The organism is Brucella sp. NBRC 113783 (genome assembly GCF_040372265.1).
Taxonomy (GTDB): Bacteria; Pseudomonadota; Alphaproteobacteria; order Rhizobiales; family Rhizobiaceae; genus Brucella; species Brucella teleogrylli.
In genome coordinates this window covers 441679-459483 of the sequence record NZ_BAABRX010000003.1, presented here as the reverse complement: position 1 = coordinate 459483, position 17805 = coordinate 441679, and the positions used below count along the sequence as shown (strand labels likewise).

The following is a 17805-nucleotide window of genomic DNA, read 5'->3' as shown; positions in this document are numbered from 1 at the left end:
CTAATTTGTGCGATAAAATTAGTATAATTTCTCGATAACCATGCGTTAATAAATGTCGATTTTCTATCTTGGAGTTTGTTGATGAGCCAGATTTCTCCCGAACAGAGTGAAAATGCGGGCAAAACAAAACCCGGAGCGGTCTGGGTCACCGGCGCCGGTTCGGGCATCGGCGCTGCAATGGCACGCCGTTTCGCAAGCGAGGGTTGGCCGGTGGCCCTGACAGGCCGGAAGGCGGAAGGGCTGGCCATCATCGCGGATGAAATTACTTCTGCAGGCGGCGAGGCCCGGATATTCCCGGCTGATGTGCTCGACCGCAAGGCGATGACAGATGTCGCTGAAGCGATCGTCGAATGGACCGGGCGTCTCGATGTTGTCTGCAACAATGCTGGGCTTAACATTCCGCGCCGCAGCTGGTCGGATATCGATTTCGATTCATGGGATGATGTCATTGACATCAATATCAAGGGCGCGATCAACGTGATTGCAGCCGCGCTTGCACCAATGCGGGCGCAGGGTGGCGGCCTGATGATCCATACATCTTCCTGGGCGGGGCGTTTTTCGTCGCCCGCTGGCGGCGTACCCTATGGCGCCTCCAAACACGCGCTCAACGATTTGAGTGCGAGCCTGAACGCGCAAGAGGGACAAAACGGTATTCGTTCCACGGTGCTTTGTCCCGGTGAGGTGGCGACGCCGCTTTTGGCGCGCCGTCCGGGTTTCGATCTCGCGCGCATGGATGACGTCATTCAGCCGGAGGATATGGCCGAAACCGCGCTCTATGTCGCCAGAATGAATCCGAAGGTCACAATTCATGAGATTGTGCTGGCGCCGACAAAGAAATAAGCCTCAACTCTTAGCATCTGATTTTATCAAAAAAGGAAACTCCATATGTCTCACCCGGTAAAAGGCGTCGACCACGTTTTTCTGCTGGTTAATGATCTGGAGAAAAGTGCCGAGCAATACCGTCGCTTCGGATTCACGCTGAGCCCGCGCGGACTGCACAGCAAGGAAAAAGGCACCGGCAATTACACGATCATGTTTCCGGAAGATTACTTCGAGCTTCTAGGCATTGTTGCCGAAACCCCGGGCAATCAGCACCAGCGCCAGAAACTTGCGGCGCTAGGTGAAGGACTGCATGCCATCGCCTGCCGGATCGACAATGCACGCGAGGCAAAGGCGGAGCTAGCAACACTCGATATAGCGACGGGCGAAGTTGGCACATTCCAGCGCCCGGTGCAGCTGCCGGGCGGCGGCGAGGGCGTCGCAGCGTTTGAAACAGTCTCTTTTGCCGACAGCGAAGTTCCGCAGGGCATGGTTTTCATGTGTCAGCACAAGACCCGCGAAACGGTCTGGCTGCCGGAGCTGATCGAACATGAAAATGGTGCTATCGGTCTCTCGGCTATCGTCATCATTGCTGCCGATCCTGAAACGTCTGCTAAAGGTTTTGCCCGTCTTTTCAAGGCCGGGAAAGCGGTTGAGCAGGATGGCGGATGGAAGGTTCTGACGGGGCCGAACTCGGCCGATCTACTGGTTCTCGATCGCGAGAAAGCGTTGTCATTTTATCCGAATGTCGATTTGGACAAAACACCTGCCAGTGCTTTTGCAGCCTTGCGCATTCGCGTGAGATCACTGGATAAAGCGCGTGCTGCACTGACCGCACATGGCGTGTCCTTTGCGTCAACGGCGGCAGGCGTGGCCGTTCTGCCCGAGAACGCCAGCGGCACAATTCTGGAATTTTCAGAGCAGTAGGCGTTGTGCCCGTAAAGGACTCAAGGCGCGGTTGCCATAAACCGCGCCTACAAGCTACGGTCGAAATGATCCAGTCGCGCAATTGAAATGATTGCGTTGATAACTTTCAGTTGGCTATTTTTTACGCAAATGCTCGATAACATTGCATTTTTGAATGTCATATCTTTTTCTGTAGCGTCATTTCAGGCGCTTGGTATTTGAAAAGAAGGTCGCCCCCCTTTTTCGCGCACAATTAATGCTTAATACTTATTCAAATTGATCAAAAATTATTCTAGAGAGTGATCATTATGAGATTACATACCGACTCTGGAGATGAAATTTTGGTCAACGTCCATGAAAAGCTCGAGCCCATTCTCGAAGATGTCCTCCATCGCAACGCGGGTGAAATTGAATTCCACCAGGCCGTGCGAGAGGTGTTGGAAAGTGTTGGGCGCGTCATTGCGAAACGACCATATTATGCCGACAATGCCCTGATCGAACGCATTTGCGAGCCGGAACGGCAGATTATTTTCCGCGTGCCGTGGGTTGATGATCAGGGTCGCGTACAGATCAATCGCGGTTTCCGCGTGCAGTTCAATTCGGCGCTTGGACCTTACAAGGGCGGGATTCGTTTCCATCCTTCGGTCAATGTCGGCATCATCAAGTTCCTCGGCTTCGAACAGACGTTTAAAAACGCGCTGACCGGCATGCCGATTGGCGGCGGCAAGGGCGGCTCGGATTTCAACCCGCGTGGCCGTTCCGACGCTGAAATCATGCGCTTCTGCCAGTCCTTCATGACCGAACTTCATCGTCATATCGGCGAATATGTGGACGTTCCGGCGGGCGACATCGGCGTTGGTGGACGCGAGATCGGCTATATGTTCGGCCAGTACAAGCGACTGACCAATCGCTATGAAGCTGGCGTATTGACCGGCAAGGCGCTGTTCTACGGCGGTTCCAGGGCGCGCAAGGAAGCAACCGGTTATGGTGCGACCTATTTCGTGCAGCGCATGCTTCAGGCCCGCAAACAGGATTTCGATGGCAAGCGCGTTGTCGTTTCCGGTTCGGGCAATGTTGCCATCTACACAATGGAAAAGGTGATCGAGTTTGGCGGCAAAGTGGTCGCCTGCTCCGATTCCAATGGTTATATCGTTGACGAGAACGGTATCGATCTTGATCTCGTCAAGGAAATCAAGGAAGTGCGTCGCGAACGTATTTCCGAATATGCACGCCAGAAGGGCCAGTCCGTCCATTACATTGAGGGCGGCTCGATCTGGAATGTTCCCTGCGATGTGGCCATGCCGTCGGCAACGCAGAACGAGTTGACCGGCAAGGATGCCAAGACGCTTGTGAAGAATGGCGTTATCGCTGTCGGTGAAGGCGCTAACATGCCCTCCACGCCTGAAGCGGTGAAGATTTTCCAGGATGCGAAAGTTCTCTTCGCGCCCGGCAAGGCTGCCAATGCGGGCGGTGTGGCGACTTCGGCGCTTGAAATGCAGCAGAACGCATCGCGCGATAGCTGGACCTTCGAGCAGACGGAAGCGCGTCTGGCTGAAATCATGCGCAATATCCACGATCTTTGTGCGGAAACCGCCGAGGAATATGGCACGCCGGGCGATTATGTCCTCGGTGCCAATGTCGCCGGTTTTGTGCGGGTGGCAGAAGCCATGGATGCTCTGGGCATTATCTGATTGAACAGGAGGGCGGGGCCATAGGGCTCCGCCTTCAACTTTTCTACGCGGCTCATTATAGAATGACAGTTGCTTCGGTATGAGCTTGCGCTACCATTATTTCCCATCAGAGTTGTTGCTACCATTAGCCAGCTTCCATTTTTGGAAGATGGATTGCCGCGATTCTCGGCAGTTTCGGCGAACCGTCGACGGGTTCGTCATTTTGCTCAAATTGCTCCCACAAATTTTGCAAAATCCACGGCTTGAACGGTTGATCCATCAATGGAACTCTGCTCAATAGTTCTATGAAAGCGGTGACTTAGGGAGGGGATCGCTGAATGTCTGTAATGCCCGAATTGCGTGCTGATACCATAATTTATAACGGCACGATCTGGTGTGGATACGAAGAGGGCACAGTCGAAGCCCTGGCAATCTGGCAAGGCAAGGTGCTTGCCACCGGCACTAAAGATCAGGTCTGGGGCCTCAAGGGCGACAAGACGCAGTTGATCGATCTGGAAGGGCGTTTCGCCACACCGGGACTAAACGATTCTCATCTTCATCTGATATCGGTCGGGCTGACGCTCAAATGGATTGATGCAACGGCTGATGCCGCACCCACGCTGGAAAGTCTTCTGAATGCAATCCGCGAAACGGCCGCTTCTGTTCCTCCGGGCACCTGGATCAAGGCGCGCGGCTACGACCAGACCAAGCTGGATATTGGTCGTCATCCGCATAAATCGGAACTTGATGCGGTTGCGCCAGACCATCCCGTGATGCTCGTGCGCGCCTGCGGTCACGTTTCGATCTTCAACTCGAAGGCCTTCGAACTTGCAGGGATCGATGAAAATTCTCCGGTTCCCGACGGCGGCTTGATCGAGCAGCGGAACGGCGTGCTGACCGGCATGGTTGCCGAAAATGCGCAAGGCGCGGTTCGCAAGGCCATCCCGACCGCGACGACAGAGGAAATGATCGAAGCTATCGAAGCAGCAGGCAATCTGCTGCTTTCTTACGGCATTACCAGCGTCATGGATGCAGCGGTCGGGCAGGTTGCAGGTTTCGACGAAATTCGCGCCTATAATATTGCCAAGCTGCAAAAGCGTTTGCCGGTGCGAACGTGGCTGGTACTGCTGGGCGATCCGGGCCCGTCAATCGTTGAAAAATGCTATGAGGCCGGGCTGGTCTCCGGTGTCGGTGATGACATGCTGACCGTTGGCGCCGTCAAGATATTCCTCGACGGTTCTGCGGGCGGTCGCACGGCCTGGATGAGCAAACCATATCTGGGTGACGACAACAATATTGGCGTGCAGATTTTGCCCGATGCGGAGCTTGAGGCACTTGTGCTTGATGCGCACAAGAAGGGATATCAGCTTGCGTGCCACGCGATTGGTGATGCTGCCATCGGGCAGCTCATCACCGCTTATGAGAAAGCTTTGACTGCCTATCCAGACCCGAACCGCCGTCATCGCATTGAGCATTGCGGATTTTCAACGCCGGAACAGCATGCGCGCATGCAGAAGGCGGGCATTTATCCATGTCCGCAGCAAGTCTTCATCTATGATTTCGGGGATGCCTATATTTCAGTTTTGGGCGAGGAGAGGGCTCTTTCAAGCTATCCGCTCAAGACGTGGAAAGACCTTGGTTTCAAACCGGCAACGGGAAGCGATGCGCCGGTCTGTCATCCAAATCCCTATCCCAACATCTATTCGATGCTGACGCGCGAAACGGGCAAGGGAACGGTGATGGATGCGCGACAGCGTGTGACCATTGAAGAGGCTCTTCAGGTCTATACGGAATATGGCGCGTTTTCGCAGAAGCTAGAAACCGTAAAAGGCAAACTGATCCCGGGACAGGTGGCTGATATTGCAGTCTTTTCGCGCAATATGCTCACCGCGAAGCCGGAGGAAATTCTCAACGATACGCATTGCGTGCTCACCCTTCGCGAAGGTGAAGTGGTGTTCGAACGTTCGTAGGGAGAACAGGCAGCGTAGCCTCGGTTGCGCTGCCTGAATACGTTCATTCATCCGATCTACAAAAATCAGAAGGGGAAGATCATGAGGAAATTTGCGTTGCTTGCGGCGGTGTCCGTCGCATTGTTGGCCGGAACTGCGGCCTTTGCTGCCGATACGCCGCGCTCGGGAGGCGTCGTCAACTTCGTTGCGCCTTATGGCGACAGCTTTTCGACACTGGATATTCAGGCTTCGCCTGCAACACAGGACGAATTCTACGCCAAGGCCATTCATCGCACGCTCTATGACTGGGATGCGGATCTGAACAAGCCGGTTCTGGCGCTGGCGACAGATGTAGGTGTTTCGGACGACAAGCTCGTCTATACTTATAAGCTGCGTCAGGATGCATTTTTCCATGACGGCAAGCCATTGACGGCAGATGATATTATCTGGAGCTACACCCGGATAATGGACCCGAAGAAGGCCATGCCTCCAGCGCGCTATATTGCGGAAATCAAGGGCGCTGAGGATTATGCACAGGGTAAGGCCAAGGAAATTTCGGGTCTGAAGAAGATCGACGATCACACGCTGGAAATCACGTTGAAGCAGCCGATTGATCCGGGCTTCCAGTTCATGCGCAACAATACCGCAATCTATCCTGTGGGTCAGGGCGACAGCGAAGAGTTTCAGCGCCATCCGATCGGTCTTGGACCTTACAAGTTTGCCGAATATGTGCCCGGCTCGCGTCTGACGGTCGAGAAGTGGGACAAATATTACGATAACGGCAAGCCCTACGCCGACAAGATCAATATCATGATCATGGGCGATGCGGCAGCGCGCGATGTTGCCTTCCGCAACAAGGAAATCGATGTGGCCGTGCTCGGGCCGGCACAATACAGCACCTATCGCGCGGATCCGGAACTCGGCAAAAACATGCTCGAAGTTGCTGAAGCCTATACGCGTGCCGTCGGCTTCAACCCCGATTTCAAACCGTTTCAGGATAAGCGCGTCCGTCAGGCGATCAACTATGCCATCGACAGTGATCTGATCATCAAGCGTCTCGTCAAGGATAAGGCTTACCGTGCGGTTGGCTGGCTCCCGAACTCGTCGCCTGCTTTCGACAAGGATGCCAAGCCCTACCCCTATGACCCCGAGAAGGCAAAGGCTCTGCTCGCAGAGGCCGGTTATCCGGATGGTTTCGAATTTGAACTCACTGCCACGCAGAATGAAAGCTGGGGCTTGACCATTGTTCAGGCCATCATCCCGATGCTCGCAAAGGTTGGGATCAAGGTGAAAGCAAAGCCTGTCGAAGCATCGGTTCTTGCCGATGTGGTTCCAGCCGGTAATTTCCAGGCCTATATGTGGTCGCTGGAAAGCGGCCCGGACGCATTGACGGCGATGCAGTGCTTCTATTCCACGACACCGCAGTCGGCCTGTAACTATCAGAAGTTCTCCAACGCGGAATTCGACAAGATTGTCGATGCCGCGAAAGCAGCCAAAACCGACGAAGAGAAGAATGAGCTTCTGAAGAAAGCCAACAATCTGTTGCAGGACGAAGCGCCAGTCTGGTTCTTCAACTATAACAAGGCTGTCATGGCGCATCAGCCATGGCTGCATGGTTTGCAGCCAAATGCGGCCGAGATTGCAATTCAGTCCTATGAAAAGCTTTGGGTCGACGACACGGTTCCGTCCGGTCGTTAATCCGAGCTTCCATGGATCGGCCCGCTCGTTTTCGGGCGGGCCACAAATCCCCTTTGCTCCGGCGTTTCATCGCTGATCCGAAAGGAGGACTGCGTGCTCTATTTTATTGTCCGCCGCGTCTTGCAGATGATACCGACAGTTCTGGCGGTATCGTTGCTGGTCTTCGTCATATTCAGCGTTGTTCCGGGCAGTATTGCTTCCGGCCTCGTCGCCAGTGGCAAAGGCACGAGCGACCCGAAACTGGTCGAAAAAATCACGCAGGAATTCGGTCTCGACAAACCCGTTCACGTGCGTTTTGGCAATTATCTCGTGCAATTGGCGCAGTTCGATCTCGGTACGTCCTATCGCTCGCGGCAGCCCGTTGTTTCGCTTATTCAGGAGCGCATGTGGCCGACATTGAAGCTCGCCTTTGCGGCCATGGGACTTGCGATTTTGATCGGTGTGCCGCTGGGCTTTCTGGCCGCGCTCAAGCCCGGAAGCATACTCGATAGCACGACCATGATCGGCGCGGTGTCGGGCCTTTCCATGCCGCAATTCTGGCTTGGTTTGCTGGCGATGTATCTGTTTGCGCTGACACTCGGCTGGTTACCAAGCTTCGGTTATGGCGATGGAGGCATACGCAATATCATCCTGCCTGCTCTGACTTTGGGCGTTGCGCCCTTGGCGTTGCTGGCGAGAACCACCCGTGCAGCCGTGCTGGAAGTGATGGGGGCCGATTTTATCCGCACGGCGCGTTCAAAGGGCATGAACAGTTTCAGGCTGGTGAAATGGCACGTCATGCGCAATGCGCTGGTGCTGATCATCACGACCATCGGTCTGCAATTCGGATCGATGATGGGGCAGGCCGTGGTGGTGGAAAAGCTTTTCTCCTGGCCGGGGCTTGGTTCATTATTGATCGACAGTGTTTCGCTGCGCGATATCCCGGTGGTGCAGGGTGCAATTCTCGTGATCGTTTTATGGTTCCTCGTCATCAATACGATCGTTGACATTCTCTACGCGGTCATCGACCCGCGTATCAGCCACGAGTGACGCCCATGAAGCTCCGTTTCAATCTCATATTCGGCGGGCTGGTATGCATCATCATTTTGATGGCGGCAGTCTTTGCACCGCTGCTGGCGCATTATAATCCGGTTCTTGATGCCGACCTGATGAATGCCGAACTGCCGCCCGACGCCCAGTTCTGGTTCGGGACCGACGCACAGGGGCGAGACGTCTATTCGCGTATTCTCTATGGCGCGCAAGTGTCTCTGACGGTTGGTATCGTCTCACAGTGCATCAACACGGTGATCGGCCTTAGCTTTGGCATATCGGCTGGCTATTTCGGCGGCTGGTGGGATGATTTTGTCAACGGGTTGACCAATCTGATGCTTGCAATCCCGTCACTGATCTTTGCGCTCGCCATCATGGCGGTTCTCGGTCCGGGCCTGCCAAGTCTCTTGCTGGCGCTTGGGCTGACAAACTGGTCATGGACGTGCCGCATTGCCCGCAGTTCCACGCTTTCCCTCAAGAAGCAGGGCTATGTGCAGGCTGCAAAGATGCTCGGCTACAGCGATATTCGCATCATGATCACGCAGATCGTGCCGAATATGATCGGACCGATCCTCGTTATCGGCACGCTTGGCATGGGCGACGCCATCCTTGCAGAGGCGGCACTTTCCTATCTCGGGCTCGGTATCAGCCCGCCAGATCCAAGCTGGGGAAATATGTTGACCGACGCCCGCGAACTGATCGTCAGCGCGCCATGGGCGGCAATCTTTCCGGGTCTGGCGATTTTCTTCACCGTGCTCGGCCTCAATCTGTTTGGCGATGGGCTGCGCGACTGGCTCGACCCGCATATGAGGACACGCAAGGTATGAGCGAAGAAGCACTTTTGGAGGTGGAAAACCTTCGCATCGATATCGTTTCCGGTTCTTCCCGGCACAATGTGGTGGAAGACGTGTCTTTTACCATTGGCGCGGGTGAAACCTTCGGCCTCGTGGGGGAATCCGGGTGTGGTAAAAGCATAACGGCCTTGTCGATGATCGGCTTGCTGCGCAAACCGCTGGCGATTACCGGCGGCGCCATACGCTTTAAAGGGCAGAATCTGGCTGCCCTGCCGTCCCGCCAGTTGCGCAAGCTGCGGGGCAATCGTATCGCCATGATTTTCCAGGAGCCGATGACGGCACTCAACCCCCTATCGCCGGTAGGGCGGCAGATCGCGGAAATGTTTGTGCTGCATCAGGGCGCGACATGGCATGAGGCTGAACGCAGGGCCGTCGAAGCGCTTGCAAGTGTTCAGGTTCCGGCACCCGATCAACGGGTCAAAAGCTATCCCCATCAGATGTCGGGCGGCATGCGCCAGCGCGTGATGATTGCGATTGCGCTGGCCTGTGATCCCGATCTTCTGATTGCCGACGAACCGACCACAGCACTCGACGTGACGGTACAGGCGGAAATTCTGCGTCTGATGCAGGATCTTTGCACCGCCAGAGGAACGTCTGTGCTGATGATCAGCCACGATCTGGGCGTCATTGCCAAAATGTGCCGTCGTGTTGGCGTCATGTATGCCGGGCATCTGGTCGAGGAGCGCATAACGGCGGGGCTGTTCCGACATCCGTCGCATCCCTATGCGCACGGACTTCTGGCATCGCTGCCACAACTCGGTTCGCGCCAGAAGGAAGGTCAACGGCGACTTCAGGAAATCGAAGGCGTCGTGCCATCTATTTCCGCCTTTCCAAAAGGCTGCCGGTTTGAGCCCCGCTGCACACGCGCAACCGAAATATGCCGTGCGGAAAAGCCCGGCTGGACTCCGCTTCAGGATATGGGTGTGGTGAGGTGTTTTCATCATGAATGACATGCGTTCAACCCAGACGACCGATGCGCTCGTTACTATTGACGATCTATGCGTCTATTTTCCCGTCAGCGGTGGACTATTCAGCCGTTCCAGGCAGTTGCTGCGCGCTGTCAACAATCTCAGCCTGACGCTCAATAAGGGCGAGTGCCTGTCGATCGTTGGCGAATCCGGCTGTGGGAAATCCACCCTTGCGCTTTCAATTGTCGGGTTGCAAAAGCCGACGAGCGGCGAGATTTACTTTGCAGGCCGTCCGATCACTGGCAAGAACGAGCCATCGCGGCTTGAACGCTCGCAAATGGCGCAAATGGTGTTTCAGGACCCGTTCGCTTCGCTCAATCCGCGCCAGACCGTTTATACATCACTCGCTGCGCCTTTGCGGCTGCATGGGGTGGCATCGCGCAGCGAAGTTAACGGGCGGGTCGAAGATATTTTGCGGCTTGTTGGTCTCAAACCCGAGCATGCGAAACGTTTCCCGCATGAGTTTTCCGGCGGTCAGCGTCAGCGCATCGGCATTGCGCGGGCGCTGTTGCTCAATCCGAAGGTGATTGTCCTTGATGAGCCTGTTTCGGCACTTGATGTTTCCATTCGCGCGCAGATCATCAATCTGTTGCTGGAATTGAAGGAAAGGCTTGGCCTGTCCTATATCATGATCAGCCACGATCTCAGCGTCGTGGAGCATATGAGCGACCGCGTGGCGGTGATGTATTTCGGGCAAATCGTCGAAAGCGGGCCATGGGACCGGATTTTCTCCAACCCCACCCACCCTTACACAAGGCGATTGATCTCAGCTATTCCCGATCCGATGACCGAACTTTCCGGTGGGCGTCTGCTCGACGATGGCGCAGCGCCGCCGGCGCCAGAAGGCTATATGTTCTATCCGCAGGGTTTTGGTGGGCATGATGTCCACCAGATACCACCGCCCACGCAATTCATCGACATTGGCGGCGGGCAGCGCATTCGCGTTATTGAGAGAGCGTGAGAAGCAGCGCAGATTGATATCACGCCGATATTGAAATGGGTCGCAGAACGCCCACCAGCATTTCTGTTGGAACGTCATCCGCTTCGCCTGTGACGGCGAAGCGGATGACCAGAATTAATATTACTTCGGCGGAGCCACCGCGACATAGACGACACTGTGTCCGTTATACTTTGGCTCGAACCAGTTTCCGTTGCAGTCCTTATAACTTATGCCGTTGACCACAACGTTGGTACAATCTGGCGGAACATTGGCAATGACCGAACCGATGGCGGCGATAATTTGCCCCGTCGTATCTGGTTCATTTCGGACGGGATGAACAAGACGAAAGGTCAGGAGGCCATTCTCAATTTGATCTCGGCGGAGATTATAACGGACAAGTCTGCGAAATGCGGACAGCCTCGCATTGATCTGACGAACCTCAAATTGCCTGTCCCTGCCTTGAAAGACAACAAACATGCGCTCGAAAAGCGGTTCGGCAAGGTAAGCGCCAAGCAATTTGCGCGTTATTCGAACGAACATAAAGTTTCAGGTGCGGCAGTTGAGCAGTCGCTGGTGTACCAGCTGGATGGAGACCGGATTATTGGCGTGGCGTTCTCCCAGGCCGCAGCGAAGTAGCATATCTCGTGTCCAGTCAAGCATAGGTAAGAAAGTCGGGCATATGGGATTTCGCTTCGCGTTAGCCATGTTCATTGCCATACGGAATGTCATGGGTCTCGCGATTGGTATTTTCGTCTTATCGGCTCCATCATTTGCACAGTCTGCGAGCGACGATATCGATGAATTGGCGCGGAAAGTCTCCAACCCCGCTTCCTTCATGATCAGTGTGCCAGTTCATTCTGATATTGTTTTTGGTCGTGGAAGCGGAAAGGTGCGGGGCTTCTCTCTCTCGATATCGAACCAGTCATTCCTATGCGGTTCAATGATCGCTGGAACGTTATTTCCCACACCGATATTCCGTTAGTCTATTTGTAACCCGTTTGGCGAGGTAGGCAGCACTTTCGAGATCGGTGACAATAACGTACGTTCTCTTTGACTCCATCCGCCCATGGCCCATTCATAGGGGCGATAGGGCCGCTGTTCTCGTTCCCAACGGCGGCAGACGACTTGCTGGGGTCTGGTAAGTTCTCTCTCGGGCCATCGGGTTTGCTGCTTTATCAAACAAGTGCAATCACGACTGGCCTCTCGGTAAACCATATCTGGTCCGTTCTTGGGGCGGATAGCAGGCCGGACATGAACCGAACCGAACTCCAGCCGTTTATGGGCTGGCATATCGGCAAGGGACGAACAATTTCGGCAAATCTTGAAGCTGACTATGACTGGACAGCCGATCAATGGACTGTGCCAGTGTCGGGGGCATTCTCAAAGATCGTGAAGCTTGGCGATCAAACGATGAGCCTGTCGCTTGGAGCGAAATACTGGCTGGAAGGTCCATACGAAGGCCCCAAATGGGGAGAAAGGCGGCCGTAACCTTCCTCTTCCTCCAAGCGGTCAAATAGCGCGGTTGCCACACACCGGAACACGGTGTCAAAGTCCAGCGACCTTTTTCAGATCATCGACAGCGCCGGGGGCGGCTGCAAATACAGGATGGCCTTTCAGGATATTCTCGCCGTTCACAGGGAATGGATGGGTGTACCCGCCAGCTTCGCGCACGAGGCAAAACCCAGCCATGCAATCCCATGCGTGCATGTAAGGCTCGTAGTAGCCGACAAGCCTGCCTGCCGCCACATAGGCGATCATTAGGGCGCCCGACCCGTTGCGTATGAAAGTGCCACCGGCTTCCAGCAGATTTTCGACGATCTTCGCCACGTTTTGCGGAGTGACATAGTTATTTGCGCCAATGCCTGTGACTGCGTTTTGAAGTGTCTTCGTTGAATCGAGCGCCAGTTTCTTGCTATTCAGCGTCGCGCCAAGACCTTTTGCCGATGCATAGAGCTCATCGAAACAGGGTGCCTTGATAACGCCAATGACAGGCTCGCCGTCTTTCAAAACGGCAATCGACACACACCAGTTTGGCATACCGTTTACGAAAGGGCTTGTTCCATCAATGGGGTCTACAACCCAGGTAAAGCCCGATGATCCGTCGTTCAGTCCGTATTCCTCGCCAAGAAACCCGTCTTCCGGAAATTTTTCGGAAACAAGCGTGCGAATAAGCTGCTCCACTTCCCGATCAGCAATGGACACAACGTCTTGGGGATCACGTTTGAATTCTATGGTCAGCGCTTCGCGATTGTTGAAGTAGTCGAGCGCCTTGGCGCCAGCCGCCTGCGCAATGTCTTTGGCAAGCGCCAGCCGCTTTTCCAGGTCGTATTGGAGATTGTTGGTCATTCTTTGCTTCCGGCAAGAGTGATAATCGGCACGTTTTGGCGGGCTATTGATTGATAAGCGCAAGCCCGCGTGACTTGAAGTGTATCGAGACATCCGTGAGCGTTGGCAAGGCCTGTTCCGCTTCGGGGTCAACTATGAAGAGCTTGCCATGTTCGGTTTCGATCTCATACTCGATGTGATCGCCAAGATAAGCGGCATGCGCCACGCGCCCCGGAAAATCGCCTCCGGCGAGCGGCTGCAGGTTAACGGCGTTCGGTCGGATCGCCAGTTGTGCGGCCCCTGTTTTGGCGTTACGCGCAGCGACACGGTGGGTCATTGCGCCAATGCGTATGACGGCCTCGTTATTCTCGGTGGCGATCACTTCGCAGGGCACGACATTGGCCTCGCCCATGAAGTCCGCGATAAAAGCCGATGCCGGTGACTCATAGAGTTCACGCGGTGTGCCTTTCTGCGCAATATTACCATCCTTCATTACGATGATCGTATCGGATACGGCCAGTGCTTCATCTTGATCATGCGTTACATAGACTGCCGTGAAACCAAGCCGTTGCTGCAATTCGCGGATTTCCGTGCGCACGCGCCGCCGAAGCCGTGCATCGAGGTTGGATAGCGGTTCGTCGAGAAGCAGCACTTGTGGTTCCAGCACCAGAGCACGCGCCACGGCCACGCGCTGCTGTTGTCCGCCCGAAAGCTCGGCGGGCAGTCGGTGGCCCATGCCGCCCAAACCAACCAGCTTCAGTCCTTCTTCTGCTCGATCGCGGGCTTCGGCTTTCTTGATGCCGGAAGATTCCAGCCCATAGGCGACGTTATCCAGCGAATTCATATGTGGAAACAGTGCGTAGGACTGAAACACCATCGAAACATCGCGTTCATTGGCTGGCAGATTGGTAACATCCTTGCCGCCGATCAGAATGCGGCCCGAGCTTGGGTGTTCCAGCCCCGCAAGCAATCGCAATGTGGTGGTCTTTCCACAGCCTGAAGGGCCAAGCAGAGTGACCAGCGTTCCCGGTTCGACAATCAGGGACAAATCGGGCAGGGCGGTGAAGTTTCCAAATTTCTTGGAGACATTCTCGAATGTGACGGAGCCGGGGCGGATCGTCGTCATGCTACTTTCTCCTGATTGGCGGATTTGATCGGCGTGACAGCGGCGACACGATTTTCTCGCCTGAGTTTTCGTTCTCCGACAAGCAACTGAAAGCCGGTGATGATGACGATCATCACCACAATCAGCATTGAGGAGTAGGCAATGGCGACCCCGAATTGCCCATTTTCAACCAGTCCGACGATGTAGGATGTCGCCATGTTATACTGCGCGGACACCAGAAAGATGACGGCGCTGATCGATGTGATCGCGCGCACGAAGGAATACACCAGCGCTGCGGTTATGGCGGGGCGCAGGAGTGGCAGAATGACCTTGCGAATGGTGCGGAAGCTGTTTGCCCGCAAGGTCAGGGAAGCTTCATCAAGGCTTTTGTCGAGTTGGCTCATTGCAGCGACGCCGCCCCGAACGCCGACAGGCATGTTGCGGAAAACGAAGCAGGCGATGAGGATTGCTGCAGTGCCGGTCATTTCGAGCGGCGGCAGATTGAACGCCATGATGTAGCTGACACCGATCACCGTGCCCGGAATTGCAAAGCTCAGCATCAATGCGAATTCGAACAGATTGCGGCCGACAAAGCGTTGCCGAACAATCAGATATGCGGTGAGCAAGCCAACAGCGGCTGTGAGCGGCGCTGAGATCAGCGAGATTTTCATGGTGGTCCAGAACGAGTTCCATGCAACACCGGTCCATGCAATGCCGGTCTCGGTCCAGCCAATGGAGAAGGCGCGGGTATAATGCTCCAGCGTCAATGTATTATCGAGCCCCCACTGGCGTACAAAGCCGCCGATAAGGATCATGAGATAGACGATGACGGTGAATATCATCCACGGAATAACCAGCGCATAGACGCCGACTTTCAACCCGTGTGGCAAGGCGGCATGCATGCCTGAATCGCCCTTGCCGGTCACGGTTGCGAAATTTTTGCCCGCGAGCCAAAGGCGCTGGATAAGAAATGCGGTGAGCGTGAAACACAGCAACACCATGGCGAGGACAGCTGCGCGCGATGGATCATTTTGCGCACCCACCACTGCAAAGAAGATTTCCGTCGACAGCACGCCGTTGCTGCCGCCCAAAACCATCGGATTGCCGAAATCGGCCATGCTCTCGATGAAAGCGATAAGGAAGGCGTTGGCAAGGCCCGGTGCCATCAATGGCAGCGAGACCCTTCGGAAAGTGCGCCAGCGGTCTGCGCGCAAGGTTTGCGACGCTTCCTCCATCGACGGCGACACACCCTCAACAACGCCGATGAGGACCAGAAATGAAATCGGCGTAAAGGAAAGAACCTGCGCAATCCAGATGCCGGTCAGGCCGTAGAGCCAACGCCCCGGCTCGACACCGAATATGTTTGAGATCTGTTCCGTGACCACGCCCGCGCGCCCGAACAACAAGGTAAGGGCCAAACCGACGACGAAAGGCGGCGTGATGATTGGAAGGATGGTGAGAAGTCGAAGCCCTTTCTTGAAAGGGAAGTTTGTGCGCGTCGCCACCAGGGCAAAGGCAAGGCCCATGATTGTAGAACCAGAGGCCGTCATCAGTGCAAGCCATAAGGTGCGCCATGCGACACCGCAGCGGCCTTCCCCCACCACGCAGGCGAGGCTCCAGATGGAGGAATCTTGTATGTTTCCGATGAACCCCTCCGGCTTGAATGAACCGTCGAAGTCCTGAACGGAACCGACAAACATGCTGAGCACCGGGTAGAAGACAAATACACCTACCAATGCGACGAGCAAGGTAATGGAGGAAACGACGAAAGCATCGCCTTTCATCACGCCACGTTCAGCAAGACCGAATGCGAAAATTAGCAAAAAGCAGAGAGAGGTCAGGATTGCGCCTGCACCAAAGGCTGGTTGTCCATCGGCGAGCGTGCCAAAGAGACTTTCACTGATTGTCCAATTCCAACCGGAACCGCCAACGGCCAGCCCTTGAAGGACGAGAAACCCCAGACCAAAAAGGCTTGCCCAGATCAAAATGGAACTGCGCCTGCCGACAGGCAAGGCTATGCGGGCAATTGCACAAACAAGCATAAGGGCCGCCGCCACGCCGAGCCAGGGACGGGAAAAAGCAACGATTTGCAGGATGCCGGGTGCAGTTGTGCTTTCGCTGAACAGGTCGCCAAGCCAGCCAAAACCAAGAAAGCCGTCTTCTATCCGATACCAGGGCAGTAAGACGAAGGCCACCAGCGCAAATGCGAGAACAATATCCAGTCTGCGGTTTTGCTGTACCATAGTGCGTCCGCTTCATTTCGGGTCTTGGAATTGTTGCGACGAACGGCGAAGCGTTAGCTGCAACGCCATTCAGGCAGACGCGTTGCCGGAAGCGGCAACGCGTTCAAACGGTGATCGAAGGTTTAAAACCCATCAGTTGGCGTGCGCGCCAATTTCCTTGTCCCAGCGCTCCAAGAGCTCCTTGCGTTTTGCAGGGTCACCATAGGTCTTGAAGTCATAATCGATGAGTTTGATGTCTTCGAAGCGCGGCGATTCCTTCGGCACTTCGGCAGACTTGTTCGATGGAAGCTGGAAGGATTTGGCATCCTTCATATGAGATTGTACTTCCGCGGTCAGCGCCCAGTCATACCATTTCTTGGCATTGTCGAGGTTCTTCGCGCCTTTAATGATGGACATGGAACCGATTTCGTAACCGGTGCCCTCACACGGCGCGACGGATTTGACTGGGAAACCTTCGGCAGTCATCGACACCGCATCATGCATGAAAACGATACCAATGCCGGTTTCACCACGCGCGGCGGATTTGACTGGTGCCGAGCCTGATTTGGTATATTGGGAGACGTTCTCATTGAGCTTCTTGAGGTAATCATAGGCCTTGTCTTCGCCCATGATCTGCACCAGCGTTGCAAGCGCCGTATAGGCCGTGCCGGAAGAGTTGGGATTGGCCATCTGAATTTCGCCCTTGTAGGACGCATCCAGCAAGTCAGCCCAGCATTTTGGTTCTTTGAGCTGCTTCTTGGCAAGAATATCGGTATTGTAGCCCCAGCCGAGCGCGCCGGCATAGACGCCAACCGTGCGATAGTTCGCGCTTTCCGCCTGCTTCTTGGCCCAATCCTGCAACTGATCAAGCATCGGTGATTTATATTCGAGCGTCAGCCCTTCGCCAGCGGCCTGCAAATGGGGATCGCCCGTGCCCGCCCACCAGATATCTGTTTTTGGATTGCGGGCCTCTGCGCGAACCTTGGCATAGGTTTCGCCTGAAGAAAGTCGCACCATGTTTACACTGATGCCGGTGTCTTTTTCGAACATGTTTTTCATTTGCTCGCAGATCACTACATCTGCCGAACAAATCAGATTGAGATTGCTAGCCGCTTGGGCCGCAAAAGCCATTGACGAAATGCCAGCGGCAAGCGCCGTAACCAAAAATGTCGAACGCATTCTTTCCCTCCCGTTTTACGACGCCTCCACGCCGACGTTTTTGCAAACGTGTGCACAGTCTTTGCCTTTTATCGATAGCTGTCAACGGTTTTGCAAAATTCATTCTGAATTTTTCAGAAATAGTTCAATTGTTCTGTTTGT

General features: G+C 54.9%; 16 protein-coding genes. 11 read left to right on the top strand and 5 right to left on the bottom strand.

What is annotated here, in order from left to right:
- Positions 1–81: 81 nt before the first annotated feature.
- From ABWW11_RS12640 to gdhA, 3 genes are all read left to right on the top strand, one after another.
- Positions 82–840, top strand: a complete 759-nt coding sequence (locus ABWW11_RS12640; RefSeq protein WP_109365941.1) for an SDR family oxidoreductase — start codon at positions 82–84, stop codon at positions 838–840.
- Positions 841–885: 45 nt separating this feature from the next.
- Positions 886–1746: a VOC family protein gene (locus ABWW11_RS12635; protein WP_109365942.1), complete on the top strand. Its 861-nt coding sequence runs from the start codon at positions 886–888 to the stop codon at positions 1744–1746.
- 320 nt (positions 1747–2066) lie between these two features.
- Complete coding sequence (gdhA, locus tag ABWW11_RS12630; protein ID WP_413464704.1) at positions 2067–3416, top strand: NADP-specific glutamate dehydrogenase; 1350 nt, start codon at positions 2067–2069, stop codon at positions 3414–3416.
- A 124-nt stretch (positions 3417–3540) separates the two neighbouring features.
- Here gdhA and ABWW11_RS12625 read toward each other — a convergent pair whose 3' ends face one another.
- Entirely contained in the window at positions 3541–3675 is a 135-nt protein-coding gene (locus tag ABWW11_RS12625) for a hypothetical protein (protein WP_280176216.1), read from the bottom strand.
- A gap of 67 nt (positions 3676–3742) precedes the next feature.
- Here ABWW11_RS12625 and ABWW11_RS12620 point away from each other — a divergent pair, with 67 nt between their 5' ends.
- From ABWW11_RS12620 to ABWW11_RS12585, 8 genes are all read left to right on the top strand, one after another.
- Positions 3743–5365, top strand: a complete 1623-nt coding sequence (locus ABWW11_RS12620; protein WP_353410594.1) for an amidohydrolase — start codon at positions 3743–3745, stop codon at positions 5363–5365.
- A gap of 81 nt (positions 5366–5446) precedes the next feature.
- Positions 5447–7042, top strand: a complete 1596-nt coding sequence (locus ABWW11_RS12615) for an ABC transporter substrate-binding protein (protein ID WP_109366416.1) — start codon at positions 5447–5449, stop codon at positions 7040–7042.
- Between the two features lie 93 nt (positions 7043–7135).
- Positions 7136–8071: an ABC transporter permease gene (locus ABWW11_RS12610; protein ID WP_109365945.1), complete on the top strand. Its 936-nt coding sequence runs from the start codon at positions 7136–7138 to the stop codon at positions 8069–8071.
- A 5-nt stretch (positions 8072–8076) separates the two neighbouring features.
- Positions 8077–8898: an ABC transporter permease gene (locus ABWW11_RS12605; protein ID WP_109365946.1), complete on the top strand. Its 822-nt coding sequence runs from the start codon at positions 8077–8079 to the stop codon at positions 8896–8898.
- Entirely contained in the window at positions 8895–9875 is a 981-nt protein-coding gene (locus ABWW11_RS12600) for an ABC transporter ATP-binding protein (protein ID WP_319080694.1), read from the top strand. Before ABWW11_RS12605 ends, ABWW11_RS12600 begins: the two co-directional genes overlap by 4 nt.
- A complete protein-coding gene (locus ABWW11_RS12595) occupies positions 9868–10854 on the top strand; it encodes an ABC transporter ATP-binding protein (protein WP_109365948.1) in 987 nt (328 codons plus the stop codon). The genes ABWW11_RS12600 and ABWW11_RS12595 overlap by 8 nt, the downstream gene beginning before the upstream one ends.
- A 312-nt stretch (positions 10855–11166) precedes the next feature.
- Positions 11167–11469: a hypothetical protein gene (locus tag ABWW11_RS12590; protein ID WP_181375972.1), complete on the top strand. Its 303-nt coding sequence runs from the start codon at positions 11167–11169 to the stop codon at positions 11467–11469.
- A 615-nt stretch (positions 11470–12084) separates the two neighbouring features.
- On the top strand, positions 12085–12321 hold the full coding sequence (locus tag ABWW11_RS12585; protein WP_109365950.1) for a hypothetical protein: 237 nt from the start codon (positions 12085–12087) through the stop codon (positions 12319–12321).
- A gap of 57 nt (positions 12322–12378) precedes the next feature.
- Here the strand turns inward: ABWW11_RS12585 and ABWW11_RS12580 are convergent, their stop codons facing one another.
- The 4 genes from ABWW11_RS12580 to ABWW11_RS12565 all read right to left on the bottom strand — a co-directional run bounded on the left by ABWW11_RS12580 (position 12379) and on the right by ABWW11_RS12565 (position 17664).
- Positions 12379–13179 (bottom strand): inositol monophosphatase family protein, encoded by an 801-nt coding sequence (locus tag ABWW11_RS12580; protein WP_109365951.1) that lies wholly within the window; start codon positions 13177–13179, stop codon positions 12379–12381.
- Positions 13180–13222: 43 nt separating this feature from the next.
- Positions 13223–14284 carry an ABC transporter ATP-binding protein gene (locus tag ABWW11_RS12575; RefSeq protein WP_109365952.1) on the bottom strand — a complete coding sequence of 354 codons (1062 nt, stop codon included), beginning with the start codon at positions 14282–14284 and terminating at the stop codon, positions 13223–13225.
- On the bottom strand, positions 14281–16506 hold the full coding sequence (locus ABWW11_RS12570; RefSeq protein WP_319080693.1) for an ABC transporter permease: 2226 nt from the start codon (positions 16504–16506) through the stop codon (positions 14281–14283). The genes ABWW11_RS12575 and ABWW11_RS12570 overlap by 4 nt, the downstream gene beginning before the upstream one ends.
- 132 nt (positions 16507–16638) lie before the next feature.
- Positions 16639–17664: an ABC transporter substrate-binding protein gene (locus tag ABWW11_RS12565; RefSeq protein WP_109365954.1), complete on the bottom strand. Its 1026-nt coding sequence runs from the start codon at positions 17662–17664 to the stop codon at positions 16639–16641.
- Between the last annotated feature and the right edge of the window lie 141 nt (positions 17665–17805).

Excerpts from the sequence above, each read along its gene's own strand:
- ABWW11_RS12640 (WP_109365941.1), top strand. The coding sequence starts at position 82 with ATGAGCCAGATTTCTCCCGAACAGAGTGAAAATGCGGGCAAAACAAAA.
- ABWW11_RS12635 (WP_109365942.1), top strand. The coding sequence starts at position 886 with ATGTCTCACCCGGTAAAAGGCGTCGACCACGTTTTTCTGCTGGTTAAT.
- ABWW11_RS12625 (WP_280176216.1), bottom strand. The coding sequence starts at position 3,675 with ATGGATCAACCGTTCAAGCCGTGGATTTTGCAAAATTTGTGGGAGCAA.
- ABWW11_RS12620 (WP_353410594.1), top strand. The coding sequence starts at position 3,743 with ATGCCCGAATTGCGTGCTGATACCATAATTTATAACGGCACGATCTGG.
- ABWW11_RS12615 (WP_109366416.1), top strand. The coding sequence starts at position 5,447 with ATGAGGAAATTTGCGTTGCTTGCGGCGGTGTCCGTCGCATTGTTGGCC.
- ABWW11_RS12605 (WP_109365946.1), top strand. The coding sequence starts at position 8,077 with ATGAAGCTCCGTTTCAATCTCATATTCGGCGGGCTGGTATGCATCATC.
- ABWW11_RS12600 (WP_319080694.1), top strand. The coding sequence starts at position 8,895 with ATGAGCGAAGAAGCACTTTTGGAGGTGGAAAACCTTCGCATCGATATC.
- ABWW11_RS12595 (WP_109365948.1), top strand. The coding sequence starts at position 9,868 with ATGAATGACATGCGTTCAACCCAGACGACCGATGCGCTCGTTACTATT.
- ABWW11_RS12590 (WP_181375972.1), top strand. The coding sequence starts at position 11,167 with ATGAACAAGACGAAAGGTCAGGAGGCCATTCTCAATTTGATCTCGGCG.
- ABWW11_RS12585 (WP_109365950.1), top strand. The coding sequence starts at position 12,085 with ATGAACCGAACCGAACTCCAGCCGTTTATGGGCTGGCATATCGGCAAG.
- ABWW11_RS12580 (WP_109365951.1), bottom strand. The coding sequence starts at position 13,179 with ATGACCAACAATCTCCAATACGACCTGGAAAAGCGGCTGGCGCTTGCC.
- ABWW11_RS12575 (WP_109365952.1), bottom strand. The coding sequence starts at position 14,284 with ATGACGACGATCCGCCCCGGCTCCGTCACATTCGAGAATGTCTCCAAG.
- ABWW11_RS12570 (WP_319080693.1), bottom strand. The coding sequence starts at position 16,506 with ATGGTACAGCAAAACCGCAGACTGGATATTGTTCTCGCATTTGCGCTG.
- ABWW11_RS12565 (WP_109365954.1), bottom strand. The coding sequence starts at position 17,664 with ATGCGTTCGACATTTTTGGTTACGGCGCTTGCCGCTGGCATTTCGTCA.